Raw genomic sequence first — 17,215 nt, 5'->3', positions numbered from 1 at the left:
GCCGGAAAGCGCGTCACAGCTCGATGCCGCGCATCGCCTCGGGGTCCATCAGCCCCATCAGCCGGCCCGCCGCCGTGCGCGCGAGGCGCAGCGTCAGCGCCTTGCGCGTCGCGCCCGGCAGCGGGTGGCGCGGCGCCTCGCGGATGAGCCCGGCGCCGAACGGGTCGGCCACCAGCACGCCGACGTCATCGGGCAGGATGTGAAGCGGAAAATCGGGAGACACCGCGAAGAACAGCCGGTCGCAAGAGAGGCGATAATCGGCCCATTTGCGGTCGGTGCGGAAGTCGACGACCGAGGACTTGATCTCGATCACCCACACCTCGCCGCGCCCGTCCACCGCCGCGATATCCGCGCGCCGGCCCGAGGCGAGCCCGAATTCCGGCACGCCCATCAGCCCGCGCGCCGCGAGATAGCGCAGCGCGCCGCGCTGGATGGCACGGGCCGTCTCGGACTGGCGTCCGTCGAGGGGCACCGCAAGGGAGCTGAGGGCGACAGCGGATTCGGACAAGGCGGGCGCGATCCGGGCTTCACACGGGAAGCGTACTCTATCCGTTCCCGTGGCGGGATGGGAAGAGCGGCGTGGCCGGGCCGAACGGCGACGCCTTACCGGGCGCGCGCGATTGGTCTATAGGCGGGGCGACCCCGCCGGTATCCCTGCCATGGCCGCTTCCCCCACCGACCCCGTCCCCGCCGACAGCAGGGCTGCCCCCCACCCGCCGCCGGGCCTGGCGCAACTGTTCCTCGGCTTCCTGTCGGTCACGGTGGTCGCGTTCGGTGGCGTGCTGCCCATCGCCCGTCGTGCGCTGGTGGAGCGCTATCGCTGGGTGACGCCCGAGGAATTCACCGAGTTGATCGGGCTCGCGCAGTTTCTTCCCGGGCCGAACATCGTCAATCTCGCCGTGGTGGTCGGCGGCCGCTTCCAGGGCCCGCTCGGCGCGCTCGCCGCCTTTCTCGGGCTCACCCTGGTGCCGGCGGTCGGCGTGGTGCTGGTGAGCGTCGTGTTCACCCGCTACGGCGATATCGGTGCGGTATCGAGCATGCTGGCGGGCCTCGCGGCGGCGGCGGCCGGCCTCGTCATCGCCATGGCCGCGCGCATGGCCGAGCCGCTCTGGCGGCACCCGCGGCTGCACAGCAGCGCCATCGCCATCGCCGCCTTTCTGGCGATGACGCTCGTGAGCCTGCCGCTGGCGCAGGTGATGGCCGTGCTGCTGCCGGCGGCGCTGGCGCTCTCGTGGTGGGCACACCGGCGATGAGCGACGACAGCCCCATCACCGCGCTGGTGCTGCATTTCCTGCTGATCTCGCTGCTCGCGGTCGGCGGCGCCAATGCGGTGCTGCCGGAAATGCACCGGCAGGTGGTGGAGGTGGCGGGCTGGATGAGCAATGCCGAGTTCGCCCGCACCTTCGCCATCGCGCAGGCGGCGCCCGGCCCCAACATGCTGGTGGTGACGCTGATCGGCTGGCAGGTCGCTGGCGCCTGGGGGGCGCTGGCGGCGACGCTCGCCATGTGCGGGCCGACCTGCGTGCTGGCCTATGTCGTCGGCGGCCTCTGGCACCGCTTCCGCGAGGCGCGCTGGCGCCGGGTGGTGCAGGGCGCGCTGGTGCCGCTGGCCATCGGCCTCATCGCCGCCTCGGGCGTCGTGCTGGCGCAGGGCGCCGCCCGCTCGGTGCCGACTGCATTGTTCACCGCCGCGACGGCGATCGTGCTCTACCTCACCCGTATCAGCCCGCTCTGGATGATGGCACTCGGTGCCGGGCTCGGCGCGCTGGGCCTCATCTGAGGCCGACTCAATCGCGCGGCGACGCGGTCTCGATGGCGGTCGCATCCTCGCCGCGCGAGAAGGGCGGCAATTGCGCGCCGGCCAGCGGTGCCGCGGCGGGACGCGGCGGCAGGCCGGCATGAAGCCGGCCGACCACCGCGAAGGCGCAGACCAGCGCCGCGATGCCGAAGGCGACCGAGCCCACCGCCTGCCCGGCGAGAACACCCGTCGCCCCGAACCAGTGCCCGCCGGCCCAGACGAAGGGCACGGTGCCGAGCGTCGCCCGCCCCCAGTTGAACAGGGTGGAGAGCAGCGGCGCGCCGAGATTGTTGAAGGCGGCATTGGCGACGAACAGCGTGCCGATGAACACGAAGCTGCCCGCCGCGTAGAGGCAGAAGAACTCGACCAGCCCGACACCCTCGGCCGACAGGCCGAACACCGAGGCGAGCGGGTGGCGCGCCAGCGCCAGCAACAGCCAGACGAAGGCGACATAGATGAGGATCAGCTTCAGGCTGTCGCGCACCGTCTGGCGAACCCTGTCATAGCGCAGCGCGCCGACATTCTGGCCGATCACCGGGCCGATGGCCCCCGTCAGGGCGAAGATCGGCCCGAACGCGACCGGGATCACCCGGCCGATCACCGCCCAGGCCGCCACCGCCGCATCGCCATGCGCGGCGAGCGCGTGGGTGATGTAGGCATTGCCGACCGGGGTGGCGATGTTGGTGAGGATGGCCGGCACGGCGATGGCCGATAGCGGCGCGACGTCGCGCAGGAAATGCGCCACGCTCGGCACGGAGGCCAGCTTGTGCACCCGCACCACGGCGTAAAGGCCGTAAGCCGCCATCACCAGGCGCGCGATCACCGAGGCGATGGCGGCGCCCTCGACGCCGAAGCCAAGGCCGAGAATGAGCAGCGGATCGAGCACGGCGGTGGCGAGCCCGCCCGACAGCGTCACCCACATGGCGCGCCGGGCATCGCCCACCGCGCGCAGCGTGCCGGAGGCGGCCATGCCGATGCCGAGCAGCGGCGTCGAAGGCAGCACGATGAACAGGAAGCCGCGCGCCAGTTCCTGCGTGCGCCCGCTCGCGCCGAGCAGGGTCAGCAGCGGGCTGACCAGCGGCAGCATCACCGCCGCCAGAAGCGTCGTCACCAGCGCCATGTAGACGAAGGAGGAGGTGGAGAGCCGGCGCCCGTCCTCCGGCGCGCCGCTGCCGACCGCGCGCGAGACCAGCGCCGAGCCGGCGATCATCACCCCGATGGCGACCGAGGTGGTGAAGAACATCACCGTGCCGGCATAGCCGATCGCCGCCGCCAGTTCCTCCTCGCCGAGCAGCGAGATGTAGAACAGGTTCAGCAGGTCGACGAGGAACACCGCGACGAGGCCGATGGAGCCGGTCGCCGTCATGACCGCGACATGGCGCAGCGTCGAGCCCTCGACGAAGCGGGCCTTGAACGGGCGCCCCGGCGAGGGGGCGGCAAGCGGGGCAGCGGCGGGATCGACAGGGTCGGGCATGCTCATGATGGCTGACATATGCCATGGCGCCCGCGCTTCCAGATAGGCGGGCTCGCGCAACAGTGCGTTTGCGCGCGCGCCGCCAATGGCGCGGCGGTGCGCGCGGCGAGGACCGCCGGAGAAGGACGGCCGGGGGCGGACAGCGGGGGGGCCTGACCCGGATACCCCCGCCATCCGCAATGATCCAGCCGGCTCCGGAATGATTGAGAAGCGTCATCGAAATCGGCTAGAAGGGCACGCTTTCAACCGGGCTACCGGACGCCGGACCCCCTTCCGGATGCCCGGCGCCGCCAAGCCGCGAGACGGAACCGCCATGAGCGCCGACATCAGCGCCCCCATCAGCGCCGAACCCATCGACGACCACGCCAAGGCCCGCGTGCTGGTGCAGGCGCTGCCGCACATGCAGCGCTATGACGACGCCATCATCGTGGTGAAATATGGCGGCCACGCCATGGGCGACGAGCAGGTGGCGCGGGACTTCGCGCAGGACATCGTGCTGCTCGAACAGTCCGGCGTGAACCCGGTCGTGGTGCATGGCGGCGGGCCGCAGATCGGCGCCATGCTGGCCAAGCTCGGCATCAAGTCGGAATTCGCCGCCGGTCTGCGCATCACCGACAAGGCCACCGTCGAGATCGTCGAGATGGTGCTGGCCGGCTCCATCAACAAGTCGCTGGTGGGCTTCATCAACGAGGCGGGCGGCAAGGCGCTGGGGCTGTCCGGCAAGGACGGCAACATGGTGGTTGCCTCCAAGGTCACGCGCTCCGTGCGCGATCCCGGCTCCGATATCGAGCAGGAGATCGATCTGGGCTTCGTCGGCGAGCCCTCCAGCGTCGACACCACCGTGCTCGACCAGATCCTCGGCCGCGAGCTGATCCCGGTGCTGGCCCCGGTCGCCACCGGCAAGGATGGCGGCACGTTCAACGTGAATGCCGACACCTTCGCCGGCGCCATCGCCGGCGCGCTGGGTGCCAAGCGGCTGTTGCTGCTGACCGACGTGCCCGGCGTGCTCGACCGCAACAAGGAGCTGATCAAGGAGCTCACCATCGGCGAAGCGCGCGCGCTGATCGCCGACGGCACCATCTCGGGCGGCATGATCCCGAAAGTGGAGACCTGCATCTACGCGCTGGAGCAGGGCGTGGAAGGGGTCGTCATCCTCGACGGCAAGGTGTCGCATTCGGTGCTGCTGGAACTGTTCACCGATCACGGCGCCGGCACGCTGATCACCCGGTGAGGCCCTGACCTCCTCCCTCTCCCCGTCGGGGAGAGGGGGTGGGGCGAGGGGGGCGCGGTTCCCGGTCCTGGAGCACGAGCCCCTCACCCGGCGCTGCGCGCCGACCTCTCCTCCATGGGGAGAGATCTAGTCGCCCCCGCGTGCCGCTTGCCTCTCGCCCCATCGCCCGGTCTGATCTATGGATGGAGCCATGACGATGTCGCTCCTCTCCACCGATTCCTCGCCCGCGAAGGCCTCGCCGGTCGCTTTCGCCCATGTCGACACCTGGGTGTTCGACCTCGACAACACGCTCTACCCGCCGGGCCTCGATCTCTGGCGGCAGATCGACATGCGCATGCGCAGCTACATCGCCGAGTATCTCGGCCTGTCGCTGGACGACGCCTTCGCGCTGCAGAAGAGCTATTACCGCAAATATGGCACCTCGCTGCGCGGGCTGATGATCGAGCACGGCATGGACCCGGACCCGTTCCTGGCCAATGCCCACGCCATCGACCTCGCCTCGCTCGATCCGGCCCCCGCGCTCGGCGCGGCGATCGGCGCGCTGCCCGGCCGCAAGCTGATCTACACCAATGGCTCGCGCCGCCATGCCGAGCAGGTGCTGGACAAGCTCGGCATCACCGAGCATTTCGCCGACGTGCACGACATCGTGGCCGCCGAATTCCATCCCAAGCCGCAGGAGGCCGCCTATCGCGGCTTCCTCGCGCGCTTCGACGTCGATCCCGGCCGCGCGGCGATGTTCGAGGACCTCGCCCGCAACCTCGAAGTGCCTGCGCAACTCGGCATGCGCACCGTGCTGGTCGTGCCCCCGCTTCAGGCCGCCGCCCCCGCCGACCGTGAGGCGTGGGAGAATGAGGGCTTCGACAGCGCGCATATCGACGTGGTGACGGACGACCTCGCGGCCTTCCTCGCCGGCCTGCGCGCCGGCTGAGCGGCGGCGGGCTCCCCGGCCGGGGGCCGCCCGCCACTCCGCCCCCGCCACTCAGCCGTTGACAGAACCGCCCGGCAACCGGACAAGACGCGCCGAACAGCGGGAGAGTGTCATGTCGAGCCAGCTTCAGAGCACCATCGAGAACGCCTTCGAGAACCGGGCCGAGGTCAATTTCGAGACCGGCGGCGCGATCCGTCACGCGGTGAACGAGGCGCTCGGCCTGCTCGATGCCGGCACGCTGCGCGTCGCCGAGCCCGGCGCCAATGGCGACTGGAGCGTCAACCAGTGGCTCAAGAAGGCGGTGCTGCTCTCTTTCCGCCTCAACGACATGACCGCCATTCCCGGCGCGCCGGGCGGCGCCCACTGGTGGGACAAGGTGCCCTCCAAGTTCGAGGGCTGGGGCGAGAGCGAGTTCCGCGCGGCCGGCTTCCGCGCCGTGCCGGGCGCCATCGTGCGCCGCTCGGCCTTCATCGCGCCGAACGTCGTGCTCATGCCCTCCTTCGTCAATCTCGGCGCCCGCGTCGATGCCGGCAGCATGGTGGATACGTGGGCGACGGTCGGCTCCTGCGCGCAGATCGGCCGGAACGTGCACCTGTCCGGCGGCGTCGGCATTGGCGGCGTGCTGGAGCCCCTGCAGGCCGGCCCGGTCATCATCGAGGATGACTGCTTCATCGGCGCCCGCTCGGAAGTGGTGGAAGGCGTCATCGTCCGCCGCGGCTCGGTGCTCTCGATGGGCGTGTTCATCTCCGCCACCACCAAGATCGTCGATCGCGCCACCGGCGAGATCTTCATCGGCGAGGTGCCGGCCTATTCCGTCGTGGTGCCCGGCGCGCTGCCCGGTAAGACGCTGCCGAACGGGGAGCCCGGCCCCTCGCTCTACTGCGCCGTCATCGTCAAGCGCGTCGATGAGCAGACCCGCTCCAAGACCTCGATCAACGACCTGCTGCGGGACTGATCGCGACGCGGCTCGCCCGCCGCGATGGCGACCCAAAGGCCGCGCAAGCTGGCAGACGCGCTGGTACAATACCGCTGAAGGAGGGACCGATGGCCGAGGCGAAGGTGACTGATCCGGTCGAGATCCTGCGCAATCTCATCCGCTGCCCCTCGGTGACGCCCGAGGAGGGCGGCGCGCTCGCCTATCTCGACGCGCTGCTGTCCAATGCCGGCTTCACCACTCACCGGGTACGGCTCACCGGCCCGGACACGCCGGATGTGGAGAACCTCTACGCCCGCTTCGGCAGCAAGGGCCCCAATCTCTGCTTCGCCGGCCATACCGACGTGGTACCGCCCGGCGATGCCGCGCAATGGCGCTTCCCGCCCTTCGAAGGGGCGATCCAGGACGGGCTCATCTACGGGCGCGGCGCGGTCGACATGAAGGGCGGCGTGAGCGCCTTCATCGCCGCCGGTCTCGATGTCGCGGCCGCCCATGGTCATGATGGCGACAGCGAGAGCCTGCCGGGCTCCATCTCCTTCCTCCTCACCGGCGACGAGGAAGGCCCGGCCATCAATGGCACCGAGAAGCTGCTGCGCTGGCTGGCCGACCGCGACGAGCGCATCGACCATTGCGTGCTGGGCGAGCCGACCAGCCGCGCCGCGCTCGGCGACATGGTGAAGATCGGCCGGCGCGGCTCGCTCTCGGCCACGCTCACCGTGCATGGCAAGCAGGGCCATGTCGGCTATCCCCACCTCGCCGAAAACCCGATCCCCGGCATGGTGCGCCTGCTGGCGGGGCTCGACGGCGCCCCGCTGGATGGCGGCAGCGCGCATTTCCAGGCCTCGAACCTCGAAGTCGTGTCGGTCGACGTGGGCAATGCGGCGTTCAACGTCATTCCCGCCGAGGCGGTCGCCCGCTTCAACATCCGCTTCAACGAATTGTGGAATCCGGTGACGCTGAAGGCGGAGATCGAACGCCGGCTGGCCAGCGCCGCCGGCAACATGGTGCATTTCAGCCTCGCCTTCGAGCCGCGCTCGTCCGACAGTTTCCTCACCGCGCCGGGCAGCTTCGTCGACCTCGTGGTCGAATCGATCGCGGCGACGCTGGGCCGGCGGCCGGAACTGTCGACCACGGGCGGCACGTCGGATGCCCGCTTCATCAAGGATTACTGCCCGGTGGTCGAGTTCGGCCTGGTCGGCACCACGATGCATGCGGTCGACGAATCGACGCCGATCGACGAGGTCGCGGCACTCAAGCGCGTCTATGCCGACATCGTCGCGCGCTATTTCGCCGCCTTCGGGCGCTAGGGCGTTTTCGAGCGAAGCGGATTCCGGTTCGCGTGAAGAAAACACATTAAAACAAAGACTTGCAGCGTTACTGGCTGCGCAGGGCCGGCTGCAAGGCCCCGACACCGGCGCCGCCCGAAGAAGACTGGTTGTAACCGTCGGCCTGCAGGTTGCCGCTGATCTTCACGCAGGTCGACGTGCCCGACAGCCGCGCGAAACCGGCGCCATAGCTGGCGCAGAACGGGTCCACCTTGGCCGTGCCGTTGGCCGGGTCCTCCGCCACGGCGGCGGCCGGGCTCTTTACCATGCCGGCCTGGGCCGGCGCCAGGAACAAAGGCGCCGCGAGCCCAAGGACCGCCGCGCCGATCGCTCCGACGAGAACCCGCCCACGTCCCGCGCCCATCATGGCCTCGCCCCTGTTCCTGTCCCCGCGCGGCCGCGCTTGGGGAGCGGCAATGGAATCTCGCGCGCGATTGCGGCCCGATCGGGGCAAGGGAACCCGAGCCGATCCGATTGCGCTGCAATCCGATCGGCGCGTGCTCTAGCATGGGGTCGATTCGTCGAAACCCTTGGATGCCATCATGCTCCCCACGCTTGAGCGGCCGGTTCTCGCCACCAGCGCGGCCGTGTTCCACGAGGGCCGCGTGCTGCTGGCCCGCCGCGGCGCGCGCCCGGCGCAGGGCTTGTGGACCCTGCCCGGCGGGCGGGTGGAGCCGGGCGAGACGCTGGCCGCCGCCGCCGAGCGCGAGCTCATGGAAGAAGTCGGTGTCGCGGCGGAGATTCTCGGCGTGGCCGGGGCGGTCGACGTCATCCTGCGCGACGCGCAGGGCGAGGTGAGTGCGCATTTCGTGGTGGTGGCCCATGCGGCGCGCTGGCGCGGCGGCGAGCCCACGACCGGGCCGGAAGCCGCCGAAATCGGCTGGTTCGAACCCACCGCACTGCCGGACGGCACGACGGAGGGACTGCCCGGCATCGTTGCGACGGCGGCGCTCATCGTGCAGGCCACCCGCCATGGGCCGGGCCAAGTTGCCGGCCAAGTTCCCGGCCAAGTTCCCGACGACGTGGCCGGCGACGTGGCCGACGATGTGACCAGGCAGGCGTGAGGCGATCTTGACGCCGGCGCGGGCGGGGCTCATCCCATCCCTCATGAACAGACCCGCCCCCCTCCTGGCGCTATCCTCCGCGCTGCTGCTCGGCCTCAGCCTCGTGCCGGCGCTCGGCCAGGCGAGCGAGGGCGCGCCGCCGCCCTATGAGCCGGAACTGACGCGTCTGGCGGAAATCCTCGGCGCGCTGCACTATATCCGCCCGCTTTGTGGCGCTACCGAAGGCACCCGCTGGCGCGACGAGATGACGGCGCTGATCGAGGCGGAACAGCCCTCGGACACGCGGCGCGGCCAGCTTGTCGCCGCCTTCAACCGCGGTTATGACAGCTATCGGCAGGTTTATCACAGCTGCACGCCCTCCGCGGAACTCGCCAGCCAGCGTTATCTCGAGACCGGCGCCAAGCTCTCCCGCGACATTGCAGCGCGCTACGGCAGCAACTGAGCGCGTCGAGCCGGCCCGCCCGGAGTCGATTTCTCGCCCATGGCAAAGGGCTTGCGCCGACATCGGTATTCCAGCACGTGTCACATTTTTGTCGCACCGAATTAACCTTCCTTCAATTCTTGCGCGGAAGCTCCGGCGCGGCGTGCTAGTGTGCCCATTGGGGTGCGTTGCTCGCACGCGGAGGAAAGATATTGTCCCAGCTTCCCGAGACGCACGACATCGACGACAGGGCTGACAAGGCGCATGAAGACGAGCGCCACGCGGCGCTGGCCTATCTCGATGAAGCGTGGAACGAGGCGGTCTATGACGGGCTCGACGAGGATTGCCTCGCGCAGGCGGCCCTGTTCACCGCCATACGTTCGATGGTCGCCACCTATGGCGAGGATGCCGCTGCCGATTTCGCCGAACGTCTGGCCGGCCGGATTCGCGCCGGCGAATACACGATCCCGGAAAACCGGCAGTAAGGCGCCTCACCCGGCCACACGTTCACGGATGAAAATGTCGAGGCCGTCAATATCGGCCTCGATACGGCTCCAGCCGAGACGGTGATAATAGGGCGCGTTCTGCGCCGTGGCGCAGAGGTGGAGCCGCGCGTGACCGGCCGCGAAGGCGGCCCGAGCGGCATGGCGAACCAGCGCCGCACCGGTCCCCCGTCCCCGCGCTGCCGGCTCCACCCAGAGCGCCGCGAGCCAAGGCGTCAGGGCCGGCCGATCCTCCATGTCGCTCTCGATCAGCGCCACCGTGCCGAGGAATTCCGCGCCTCGATGCGCCACGAAACTTGAGGGGATCGCCGCCGTCGCCGGACCGAGGCTCTCATCGAGCCGGGCGCGCAGCGCGGCCAGCGGCTTGCCGGCCTCTTGCCACCATGCTCGCCACACGCGATCGGCGACGATCGGCGCGAAGCCGGGCACGAGCCGCAGGTCGTCAATGGCGACGGGGTTGTGATCGGTATCCGCGATCATGGTGCGGGACGCTGGCATCCATGGTGTTGCAGAAGCCCCCGCCGCAGCCTGCGCGACGACGCGGCGGGCACGGGTGCCGCGGGTAGACCGGGATTCAACCTGATGTTCCAGACGACAAAAAGCGCGGCGACATCCGTCACCGCGCTTTCATCATGCTTTGTGCCGTATCGATCCAGCCGAGGCCCGCACCATCGCGCAGGCCGCGCATGCCTCAGCGATGGGCGCCCGCGCCGGCGCCGGCAACGACCTTCGGCTTGGACGGCAGCAGGCCTTCACGCTGAGCGCGCTTGCGAGCCAGCTTGCGGGCGCGACGGACAGCCTCGGCCTCCTCGCGGGCGCGCTTCTCGGACGGCTTCTCGTAATGGCCGCGCAGCTTCATCTCGCGGAAAATGCCTTCGCGCTGCATCTTCTTCTTCAGGGCCTTCAGGGCCTGATCGACATTGTTGTCCCGAACGAGAACCTGCACGTGTCTTCCTCTTCGTGCTCTGCTGTCGCGTCTGCGTTGAATTCGCTCAGATCGGGCGAGCGTCTCACGCAGGGCGCAAGGCCACGTTCCACCGATCAAGGTGTGGGCTCATAGCAGACGCCCCAAGGCTTGTCCACAGCCCAAACTGGCATGCCAGACAAACACCGCCCGAGCCAATCGATTCAACCCGCAGGGCTTTTCGGAGCAGGGCTTTCGAGGCCGAAATTCCCGAGGTGGCGCTCACACGCCGTGAATGGCGATCACCTCGGCCTCGGCCGCCTTCAGGCGGAAGGCCAGCGCCGCCTGATATTCCGGCGAGCGGTAGGCGGCGAGCGCGGTCTCGTAATCCTTGAACGCCAGCACCACGTTGCGCGAGCGCGCCGGCCCGTGCACCGCCTCATGCCGGCCGCCGCGCACCAGGAACCAGCCCTTGTAGGTCTCCACCGCGATGGCGTCCGCCGCCACATAGGACTTGTAGGTCTCGGGGTCGTGCACGTCGATGCGCATCACCCAATAGGCCGTACCGGGGCCCTCGGCCGGGCCGGGGATGACGCTGGCGGCCGGCTGGTCGCCGGTATAGCCCTCGATGATCAGGTGCTCATCCTCCGCCGAGGCGGAGCGGTGGGCATAGGCGGCCTGATAGACCGGCGAATGGAAGCAGGCGAGCGCGGTCTCGTAATCCTTGAACTCGACCACGACGTTGCGGGCCCGGGCCGTGCCTTCCAGCACCTCGAAGGCGCCGCCGCGCACCAGGAAGCGGCCGCCAAAGGCGGCGATGGCCTCATCCGCGCCCGGCACATAGAGCTTGTAGCGCTCGGGGTCGCGCACATCGATCCGGCTGATCCAGTAGGCCTTGGCCATCGTCATCGATCCTTCTGGCAAAACGTCTTGCTGGCGAAACGTCGCGTCGCAAATGTCTCAGGAAGCCGCCAGCGCGGCGGCGATTTCGGCCTGCACCGCGCGCGCCGCCGCAGCCGGGTCGGGCGCAGCGACGATCGGCCGGCCGACCACGAGATGGTCGGCACCGGCGCGGATGGCGGCAAAGGGGGTGGCGACGCGCTTCTGGTCGCCCGTCGCCGCGCCTTCCGGGCGCACGCCGGGGGTGACGATGGCGCGGTCGGGCCCGAGCAGCGTGCGCACCCGCGTCGCATCGGTGGGCGCGCAGACGATGCCGTCTATGCCGGCCTCGCGCGCCTGCACCACCCGGCGGGCGACCGTCTCCTCGACGCCGGCGCCGTAGCCGGCCGCGCGCAGGTCGGCCTCGTCATAGGAGGTGAGCACCGTGACGGCGAGCAGGCGCAGTGCGCTGTCGCCCCGGCCCTCCACCGCCGCCCGCAGGGTCTGGGGATAGGCATGCACCGTGGCGAAGCTGGCGCCGAGCGCGGCGAGACTGGCGATGCCGCGGGCCACCGTGTTGCCGATATCGTGCAGCTTGAAGTCGATGAACACCTTGCGGCCGTCGGCGATCAGCTCGCGGGCAAGGCCGAGGCCGCCCGCGAAGCCGAGCTCATAACCGATCTTGTAGAAGGTGACGGCGTCGCCAAGCTGCGCCACGAGGCTCTCGGCCGCGCCGACCGAGGGCAGATCCAGCGCGACGATCAGCCGGTCTCTCGGGTCGGTTATCGGCACGCTCATCGGGCTGGTTCTCCGCTGGTCTCAGGCGCGCAGGCCGGACCTGAGCGCCGCCTGCTCGATAAGCGCAGACAGCAGTGCGCGCAACCTCTCCTGCGCGCGTTCGTCCTTGAGATCGCCATTCTCGGCGAAGGCGCTTCCCGCGCCCGCCACCATGGCCTGCTCGGCCAGCACCAGCGCGCCGAGGCCCAGCGCCAGCACCTGGCGCAGCATCATCGAGGCGCGGTAGCCGCCGAGCCCGCCCGGCGAGGTGGAACCGATCGCATAGACCGGCTTCTTGAAGGCATCGCCCTCGCCCTTGGCGCGGCTCGCCCAGTCGAGCGCGTTCTTCAGCAGCGGCGGCAGGCCGGCATTATATTCCGGCGTGACGATGAACACGCCGTCCGCTAGCGCCAGCTGGTCGCGCAGCCGCATTGCGGGAGACGGCACACCGTCGGACGCCTCGAAATCGGCGTCGTAGATCGGCAGCGGATAGTCGGCGAGCGAGATCAGCACCGGCTCGCAGTCGAGCCGCGCCAGCTCCTTGGCCGCCAGGGCGGCAAGAGCCGCCGAATAGGCGCCCGTCCGGATGGAGCCGGCGAATGTCAGGATTCTCGGCCGACGCATCGTCGCCTCCCCGATAAGTCGTCCGGCGGAGGATCCCGCCAGCCCGCCCTATATGTGGGCGCACGCCGCGCGGCGCCAGCGCCGGAGGCCGCACGGATATCGGCGGCGCACGGCGGCGAAGTATCAGGCGGCGGCCTGCCCGGCCTCACGCGCGCGATAGACCCAGACGCGCGCGGGCGGCAGGTTCGCCCACACGCGCTGGCTGACATGCGCGTCGAAGCGCTCCGGCCGCAGCGGCATCGGCGAGACCACCGCGTAGGTGAACTGGATGAAGGGGGCCTGCGCGCACGACATCTCGAAGGCCTGGTCGAGCAGGGAATATCGTTCCTCGACCGGACGGGTGAACAGCGGCAGGCTCGACACCACGGCCGCGGCCGGCGCGCGGACGCTGTCTCCCAGCGTCGCCTTCATGCCGTAGGCATCGCCCTGGATCACCGTGGCGCGCGGGAAGCGGGCGCGCAGCAGCGTGCAGAATTCGGGGTTGAACTCGATCAGCACCAGCCGCTCCTCGGCCACGCCGCGCCGCAGCAGCGCGCTCGTCACCGGGCCGGTGCCGGGTCCGAGCTCGATCACCGGCCCGGGCTGGGCCGGATCGACATAATTGGCCATGGTCCGCGCCAGCGCCCGCCCCGAGGGCGACACCGCCCCGGTGCGGAGCGGATTCTGCAGCCAGGAGCGCAGGAAGCGAACCTCGTCGGGGCGTGATTTCGGGTCGGAGGTCTTGCCGGCGCGGGAGGCGGAGCGGTGAATCATGCCACGAAAATTCCGATGTGCCCCTGAAACGGGCGGTTGCGGAAACCCCCCCTGAGCCGAAACGGCTCAAGAGACCCTAAAGCGCTTGACCCGACATGTTAAGCCCCTGCCATGACGCGCCGATTACGCCCTTATGAGCCTATTCCGCCTCGCCGGCAAAGAAATCCCTAACCTTGGCGAAGAATCCGCTGGATTCGGGATGCGTCTCCTTCGAACATTCTGCATCGAACTCCGTCAGAAGTTCACGTTGACGTCGCGTCAGGTTTTGCGGCGTTTCCACGACGACCTGCACATACATATCGCCGCGCGTGCGGGTGCGCAGCACGGGCATGCCCTTGGCGGACAGCCGGAAGCGCTTGCCGGACTGGGTGCCCTCGGGGACCTTCACCTTGGTGGTGTCGCCGTCGATGGTGGGCACCTCGAAGGAGCCGCCGAGCGCGGCCGTGACCATGGAGATCGGCGCGCGGCAGAACAGGTCCGCGCCATCGCGCTGGAAGAACTCGTGCGGCGCGATGGACAGGAAGATGTAGAGGTCGCCCGGCGGGCCGCCGCGCAGCCCCGCCTCGCCCTCATTGCCGAGCCGGATGCGCGTGCCGTCCTCGACGCCGGCGGGAATGGCGACTTCGAGCGTGCGCTCGCGCGTGGTGCGCCCCGCACCGGCGCAGGCCGGGCACGGATCCTCGATCACCTGGCCCCGGCCCTGGCAGGTCGGGCAGGTGCGCTCCAGTGTGAAGAAGCCCTGCGCCTGGCGGATGCGCCCGGAGCCGGAGCAGGTGCGGCAGCTGGTGGGCTGGGTGCCGGGCTTGGCGCCGGAGCCCGAGCAGGTCTCGCAGACGATGGAGGTGGGCAGGCGCACCGTGGCGTTCTTGCCGCCGAAGGCCTCCTCCAGCGTGATTTCCATGTTGTAGCGCAGGTCCGCCCCACGCTCGCGCCCGCCGCGGCCACCCGCGCCGCCGCCGCCGCCGCCGCCGCGCCGGTTGCCGGCCATGCCGAATAGGTCGTCGAAAATGTCCGAGAAGGTGGAGGCGAAGTCATTGCCGAAGCCCGCCCCCGCGCCGCCCCCGCCCATGCCGCCATCGAAGGCCGCGTGGCCGAAGCGGTCATAGGCCGCCCGCTTCTGCGGGTCCTTGAGCACGTCGTAAGCTTCGCTGATCTCCTTGAAGCGCATCTCCGCCTCGGCATTACCGGGGTTCTTGTCGGGATGCCACTTCATCGCGAGCTTGCGATACGAGCTTTTCAGCTCGCCATCGCTGCAGGTCTTGGTGACTTCGAGAAGTTCGTAATAGTCGATCTTGGACATGTGCGAATGGACCTAGGCGGACGTGTCCGGCAGACGGATCGTCGCGCGGTTCGTGCCGGATGGCGCCCCGCCTCAGCGCGGCGGCCACGCGGATCAAGGCAGCCGCGACATGCAGGATTCTTGCCGGTCGACATGCCCGTCGACCCGATCCATCCCGACATGAGCGGCCACAGGCCACCCGCGCAGCGGAGGCTGCCGGATAGAAATCCGCCCCCGGAAGGGATTCCGGGGGCGGTGCTCAGCTGTCAGGCCGTCAGGCCGACTTCTTCTTGTCGTCGTCGACCTCGGTGAATTCGGCGTCGACCACATCGTCCTTCGGCGCGCCGCCGGCATCCGCGCCGCCCGACTGGGAGGCATACATCGCCTCGCCCAGCTTCAGGCTCGCCTGCGCCAGCGTGTTGGTCTTGGTGGCGATCGCCTCGGCGTCGTCACCCTCGATCGCGCTCTTGAGCTCGGTGAGCGCGGTCTCGATGGCGGCCTTCTCGGGCGCGCCGACCTTGTCGCCATGCTCGCCGAGCGCCTTCTCGGTGGAGTGGATCAGCGCCTCGGCATGGTTCTTGGCTTCCACCACCGCGCGACGCTTCTTGTCCTCCTCGGCATGCGCCTCGGCGTCCTTCACCATCTTGTCGATGTCGGTGTCGGACAGGCCGCCGGAGGCCTGGATGCGGATCTGCTGCTCCTTGCCGGTGCCCTTGTCCTTAGCCGAGACGTTGACGAGGCCGTTGGCGTCGATGTCGAAGGCGACCTCGATCTGCGGCACGCCGCGCGGCGCGGGAGGAATGCCGACGAGATCGAACTGGCCCAGGATCTTGTTGTCCTGCGCCATTTCGCGCTCGCCCTGGAACACGCGGATGGTCACCGCGGTCTGGCCGTCCTCGGCGGTGGAGAAGGTCTGGCTCTTCTTGGTCGGGATGGTGGTGTTGCGGTCGATCAGGCGCGTGAACACGCCGCCCAGCGTCTCGATGCCGAGCGAGAGCGGGGTCACGTCGAGCAGCAGCACGTCCTTCACGTCGCCCGCCAGCACGCCGGCCTGGATCGCGGCGCCGATGGCGACCACTTCATCCGGGTTGACGCCCTTGTGAGGCTCCTTGCCGAAGAACTGCTTCACCACTTCCTGCACCTTGGGCATGCGGGTCATGCCGCCCACGAGCACGACCTCGTCGATCTGCCCGGCGGTGAGGCCGGCATCCTTGAGCGCCTTGCGGCAGGGCTCGACGGTGCGCTGGATCAGGTCGTCCACCAGCGCCTCGAACTTGGCGCGGGTAAGCTTCAGCGTCAGGTGCTTCGGGCCCGTGGCGTCGGCGGTGATGAAGGGCAGGTTGATCTCGGTCTGCGTCGCGGAGGACAGCTCGATCTTGGCCTTCTCGGCCGCTTCCTTCAGGCGCTGAAGGGCGAGCTTGTCGTTGCGCAGGTCGATGCCCTGCTCCTTCTTGAACTCGTCAGCGAGATAGCTGACGAGGCGCATGTCGAAGTCTTCACCGCCGAGGAACGTGTCGCCATTGGTGGACTTCACCTCGAACACGCCGTCGCCGATCTCCAGCACCGACACGTCGAACGTGCCGCCGCCGAGGTCATAGACCGCGATCGTGCCGGCCTGCTTCTTGTCGAGGCCATAGGCCAGCGCGGCGGCGGTCGGCTCGTTGATGATGCGCAGAACTTCGAGGCCGGCAATGCGGCCGGCATCCTTGGTGGCCTGGCGCTGGGCGTCGTTGAAATAGGCCGGGACGGTGATGACCGCCTGCGTCACCTTCGAGCCCAGATAGGATTCCGCGGTCTCCTTCATCTTCTGCAGCGTGAAGGCGGAGATCTGCGAGGGCGAATATTTCTTGCCGTCCGCCTCGACCCAGGCGTCGCCATTGTCGGCCTTGATGATCTTGTAGGGGACGAGGTCCTTGTCCTTGGCGACCATCGGGTCGTCATAGCGGCGGCCGATGAGGCGCTTTACCGCGAAGAAGGTGCGCTCGGGATTGGTCACGGCCTGCCGCTTGGCCGGCTGGCCGACGAGGCGCTCGCCATCCTCGGTGAAGGCGACGATGGACGGCGTGGTGCGCGCGCCCTCCGCATTCTCGATCACCTTGGGCGAAGAGCCTTCCATGACGGCGACGCAGGAATTGGTCGTACCGAGGTCGATACCGATGACTTTAGACATACTGTCTCTCCTTCTGGCAGGCCGGCCGGGCCTTCGCGAAGCACCCGGAGAGGAAAAAGGGCGGCACGCTGCCATCCCGTCCCTCCGGACCGGCCCCCAAACTCATGGGGTACGGCGCTGTCCACGCCGTTCGAGGCCGATATAGGGGGCG

20 protein-coding genes are annotated in these 17,215 nt (G+C 69.2%); 9 read left to right on the top strand and 11 right to left on the bottom strand.

Features of this window, described 5'->3' with window-relative positions; all coding sequences use genetic code 11:
• Window positions 1–13 precede the first annotated feature (13 nt).
• On the bottom strand, window positions 14–508 hold the full coding sequence (locus FHS55_RS06800) for an MmcB family DNA repair protein (RefSeq protein ID WP_183188941.1): 495 nt from the start codon (window positions 506–508) through the stop codon (window positions 14–16).
• Window positions 509–659: 151 nt separating this feature from the next.
• Between FHS55_RS06800 and FHS55_RS06795 the strand changes: the two genes are divergently transcribed.
• Together FHS55_RS06795 and FHS55_RS06790 are read left to right on the top strand one after the other, a co-directional pair.
• Complete coding sequence (locus tag FHS55_RS06795; protein ID WP_183188940.1) at window positions 660–1,253, top strand: chromate transporter; 594 nt, start codon at window positions 660–662, stop codon at window positions 1,251–1,253.
• Window positions 1,250–1,780: a chromate transporter gene (locus FHS55_RS06790; protein WP_183188939.1), complete on the top strand. Its 531-nt coding sequence runs from the start codon at window positions 1,250–1,252 to the stop codon at window positions 1,778–1,780. The genes FHS55_RS06795 and FHS55_RS06790 overlap by 4 nt, the downstream gene beginning before the upstream one ends.
• A 7-nt stretch (window positions 1,781–1,787) precedes the next feature.
• Here FHS55_RS06790 and FHS55_RS06785 read toward each other — a convergent pair whose 3' ends face one another.
• Window positions 1,788–3,272 carry an MATE family efflux transporter gene (locus FHS55_RS06785; protein ID WP_425485798.1) on the bottom strand — a complete coding sequence of 495 codons (1,485 nt, stop codon included), beginning with the start codon at window positions 3,270–3,272 and terminating at the stop codon, window positions 1,788–1,790.
• A 313-nt stretch (window positions 3,273–3,585) separates the two neighbouring features.
• On the opposite strand from FHS55_RS06785, the gene argB reads away from it, so the two are divergent.
• From argB to dapE, 4 genes are all read left to right on the top strand, one after another.
• Window positions 3,586–4,503 (top strand): acetylglutamate kinase, encoded by a 918-nt coding sequence (argB, locus tag FHS55_RS06780; RefSeq protein ID WP_183188937.1) that lies wholly within the window; start codon window positions 3,586–3,588, stop codon window positions 4,501–4,503.
• 190 nt (window positions 4,504–4,693) lie between these two features.
• Window positions 4,694–5,431 carry a pyrimidine 5'-nucleotidase gene (locus tag FHS55_RS06775; protein WP_425485789.1) on the top strand — a complete coding sequence of 246 codons (738 nt, stop codon included), beginning with the start codon at window positions 4,694–4,696 and terminating at the stop codon, window positions 5,429–5,431.
• 112 nt (window positions 5,432–5,543) lie between these two features.
• Window positions 5,544–6,386, top strand: a complete 843-nt coding sequence (dapD, locus tag FHS55_RS06770) for a 2,3,4,5-tetrahydropyridine-2,6-dicarboxylate N-succinyltransferase (protein WP_183188936.1) — start codon at window positions 5,544–5,546, stop codon at window positions 6,384–6,386.
• Between the two features lie 89 nt (window positions 6,387–6,475).
• Complete coding sequence (dapE, locus tag FHS55_RS06765) at window positions 6,476–7,672, top strand: succinyl-diaminopimelate desuccinylase (RefSeq protein ID WP_183188935.1); 1,197 nt, start codon at window positions 6,476–6,478, stop codon at window positions 7,670–7,672.
• Between the two features lie 67 nt (window positions 7,673–7,739).
• On the opposite strand, the gene FHS55_RS06760 is transcribed toward dapE, so the two are convergent.
• The gene (locus FHS55_RS06760; RefSeq protein ID WP_183188934.1) at window positions 7,740–8,057 is read right to left on the bottom strand and encodes a porin; all 318 of its coding nucleotides are present in this window, start codon (window positions 8,055–8,057) and stop codon (window positions 7,740–7,742) included.
• A 175-nt stretch (window positions 8,058–8,232) separates the two neighbouring features.
• Here FHS55_RS06760 and FHS55_RS06755 point away from each other — a divergent pair, with 175 nt between their 5' ends.
• The 3 genes from FHS55_RS06755 to FHS55_RS06745 all read left to right on the top strand — a co-directional run bounded on the left by FHS55_RS06755 (window position 8,233) and on the right by FHS55_RS06745 (window position 9,660).
• The gene (locus FHS55_RS06755; protein WP_183188933.1) at window positions 8,233–8,754 is read left to right on the top strand and encodes an NUDIX domain-containing protein; all 522 of its coding nucleotides are present in this window, start codon (window positions 8,233–8,235) and stop codon (window positions 8,752–8,754) included.
• A gap of 43 nt (window positions 8,755–8,797) precedes the next feature.
• Window positions 8,798–9,196: a TIGR02301 family protein gene (locus tag FHS55_RS06750; protein WP_183188932.1), complete on the top strand. Its 399-nt coding sequence runs from the start codon at window positions 8,798–8,800 to the stop codon at window positions 9,194–9,196.
• Window positions 9,197–9,387: 191 nt separating this feature from the next.
• Window positions 9,388–9,660, top strand: coding sequence for a hypothetical protein (locus FHS55_RS06745; RefSeq protein ID WP_183188931.1), 273 nt, complete (start codon window positions 9,388–9,390; stop codon window positions 9,658–9,660).
• 6 nt (window positions 9,661–9,666) lie between these two features.
• Here the strand turns inward: FHS55_RS06745 and FHS55_RS06740 are convergent, their stop codons facing one another.
• From FHS55_RS06740 to dnaK, 8 genes are all read right to left on the bottom strand, one after another.
• Complete coding sequence (locus FHS55_RS06740; RefSeq protein WP_183188930.1) at window positions 9,667–10,158, bottom strand: GNAT family N-acetyltransferase; 492 nt, start codon at window positions 10,156–10,158, stop codon at window positions 9,667–9,669.
• A gap of 211 nt (window positions 10,159–10,369) precedes the next feature.
• Entirely contained in the window at window positions 10,370–10,624 is a 255-nt protein-coding gene (gene rpsU / locus FHS55_RS06735; RefSeq protein WP_183188929.1) for a 30S ribosomal protein S21, read from the bottom strand.
• A gap of 240 nt (window positions 10,625–10,864) precedes the next feature.
• On the bottom strand, window positions 10,865–11,491 hold the full coding sequence (locus FHS55_RS23795) for a DUF1330 domain-containing protein (protein WP_343056027.1): 627 nt from the start codon (window positions 11,489–11,491) through the stop codon (window positions 10,865–10,867).
• A gap of 51 nt (window positions 11,492–11,542) precedes the next feature.
• Window positions 11,543–12,259, bottom strand: coding sequence for an orotidine-5'-phosphate decarboxylase (pyrF, locus tag FHS55_RS06725; RefSeq protein WP_183188928.1), 717 nt, complete (start codon window positions 12,257–12,259; stop codon window positions 11,543–11,545).
• A 21-nt stretch (window positions 12,260–12,280) separates the two neighbouring features.
• Entirely contained in the window at window positions 12,281–12,862 is a 582-nt protein-coding gene (locus FHS55_RS06720) for an NADPH-dependent FMN reductase (protein ID WP_183188927.1), read from the bottom strand.
• Window positions 12,863–12,985: 123 nt separating this feature from the next.
• Entirely contained in the window at window positions 12,986–13,615 is a 630-nt protein-coding gene (locus tag FHS55_RS06715) for a class I SAM-dependent methyltransferase (protein WP_183188926.1), read from the bottom strand.
• Between the two features lie 139 nt (window positions 13,616–13,754).
• Window positions 13,755–14,915: a molecular chaperone DnaJ gene (gene dnaJ, locus FHS55_RS06710; RefSeq protein WP_183188925.1), complete on the bottom strand. Its 1,161-nt coding sequence runs from the start codon at window positions 14,913–14,915 to the stop codon at window positions 13,755–13,757.
• Between the two features lie 253 nt (window positions 14,916–15,168).
• Window positions 15,169–17,064, bottom strand: coding sequence for a molecular chaperone DnaK (dnaK, locus tag FHS55_RS06705; RefSeq protein WP_183188924.1), 1,896 nt, complete (start codon window positions 17,062–17,064; stop codon window positions 15,169–15,171).
• Window positions 17,065–17,215 lie beyond the last annotated feature (151 nt).

The sequence above is a fragment of the Ancylobacter tetraedralis genome (assembly GCF_014195655.1).
Classification (GTDB): Bacteria; Pseudomonadota; Alphaproteobacteria; order Rhizobiales; family Xanthobacteraceae; genus Ancylobacter; species Ancylobacter tetraedralis.
This window is presented reverse-complemented; position numbering and strand designations above follow the sequence as displayed.

Excerpts from the sequence above, each read along its gene's own strand:
- FHS55_RS06795 (WP_183188940.1), top strand. The coding sequence starts at position 660 with ATGGCCGCTTCCCCCACCGACCCCGTCCCCGCCGACAGCAGGGCTGCC.
- FHS55_RS06790 (WP_183188939.1), top strand. The coding sequence starts at position 1,250 with ATGAGCGACGACAGCCCCATCACCGCGCTGGTGCTGCATTTCCTGCTG.
- FHS55_RS06785 (WP_425485798.1), bottom strand. The coding sequence starts at position 3,272 with ATGCCCGACCCTGTCGATCCCGCCGCTGCCCCGCTTGCCGCCCCCTCG.
- argB (WP_183188937.1), top strand. The coding sequence starts at position 3,586 with ATGAGCGCCGACATCAGCGCCCCCATCAGCGCCGAACCCATCGACGAC.
- FHS55_RS06775 (WP_425485789.1), top strand. The coding sequence starts at position 4,694 with ATGACGATGTCGCTCCTCTCCACCGATTCCTCGCCCGCGAAGGCCTCG.
- dapD (WP_183188936.1), top strand. The coding sequence starts at position 5,544 with ATGTCGAGCCAGCTTCAGAGCACCATCGAGAACGCCTTCGAGAACCGG.
- dapE (WP_183188935.1), top strand. The coding sequence starts at position 6,476 with ATGGCCGAGGCGAAGGTGACTGATCCGGTCGAGATCCTGCGCAATCTC.
- FHS55_RS06760 (WP_183188934.1), bottom strand. The coding sequence starts at position 8,057 with ATGATGGGCGCGGGACGTGGGCGGGTTCTCGTCGGAGCGATCGGCGCG.
- FHS55_RS06755 (WP_183188933.1), top strand. The coding sequence starts at position 8,233 with ATGCTCCCCACGCTTGAGCGGCCGGTTCTCGCCACCAGCGCGGCCGTG.
- FHS55_RS06750 (WP_183188932.1), top strand. The coding sequence starts at position 8,798 with ATGAACAGACCCGCCCCCCTCCTGGCGCTATCCTCCGCGCTGCTGCTC.
- FHS55_RS06740 (WP_183188930.1), bottom strand. The coding sequence starts at position 10,158 with ATGATCGCGGATACCGATCACAACCCCGTCGCCATTGACGACCTGCGG.
- FHS55_RS23795 (WP_343056027.1), bottom strand. The coding sequence starts at position 11,491 with ATGACGATGGCCAAGGCCTACTGGATCAGCCGGATCGATGTGCGCGAC.
- pyrF (WP_183188928.1), bottom strand. The coding sequence starts at position 12,259 with ATGAGCGTGCCGATAACCGACCCGAGAGACCGGCTGATCGTCGCGCTG.
- FHS55_RS06720 (WP_183188927.1), bottom strand. The coding sequence starts at position 12,862 with ATGCGTCGGCCGAGAATCCTGACATTCGCCGGCTCCATCCGGACGGGC.
- FHS55_RS06715 (WP_183188926.1), bottom strand. The coding sequence starts at position 13,615 with ATGATTCACCGCTCCGCCTCCCGCGCCGGCAAGACCTCCGACCCGAAA.
- dnaJ (WP_183188925.1), bottom strand. The coding sequence starts at position 14,915 with ATGTCCAAGATCGACTATTACGAACTTCTCGAAGTCACCAAGACCTGC.
- dnaK (WP_183188924.1), bottom strand. The coding sequence starts at position 17,064 with ATGTCTAAAGTCATCGGTATCGACCTCGGTACGACCAATTCCTGCGTC.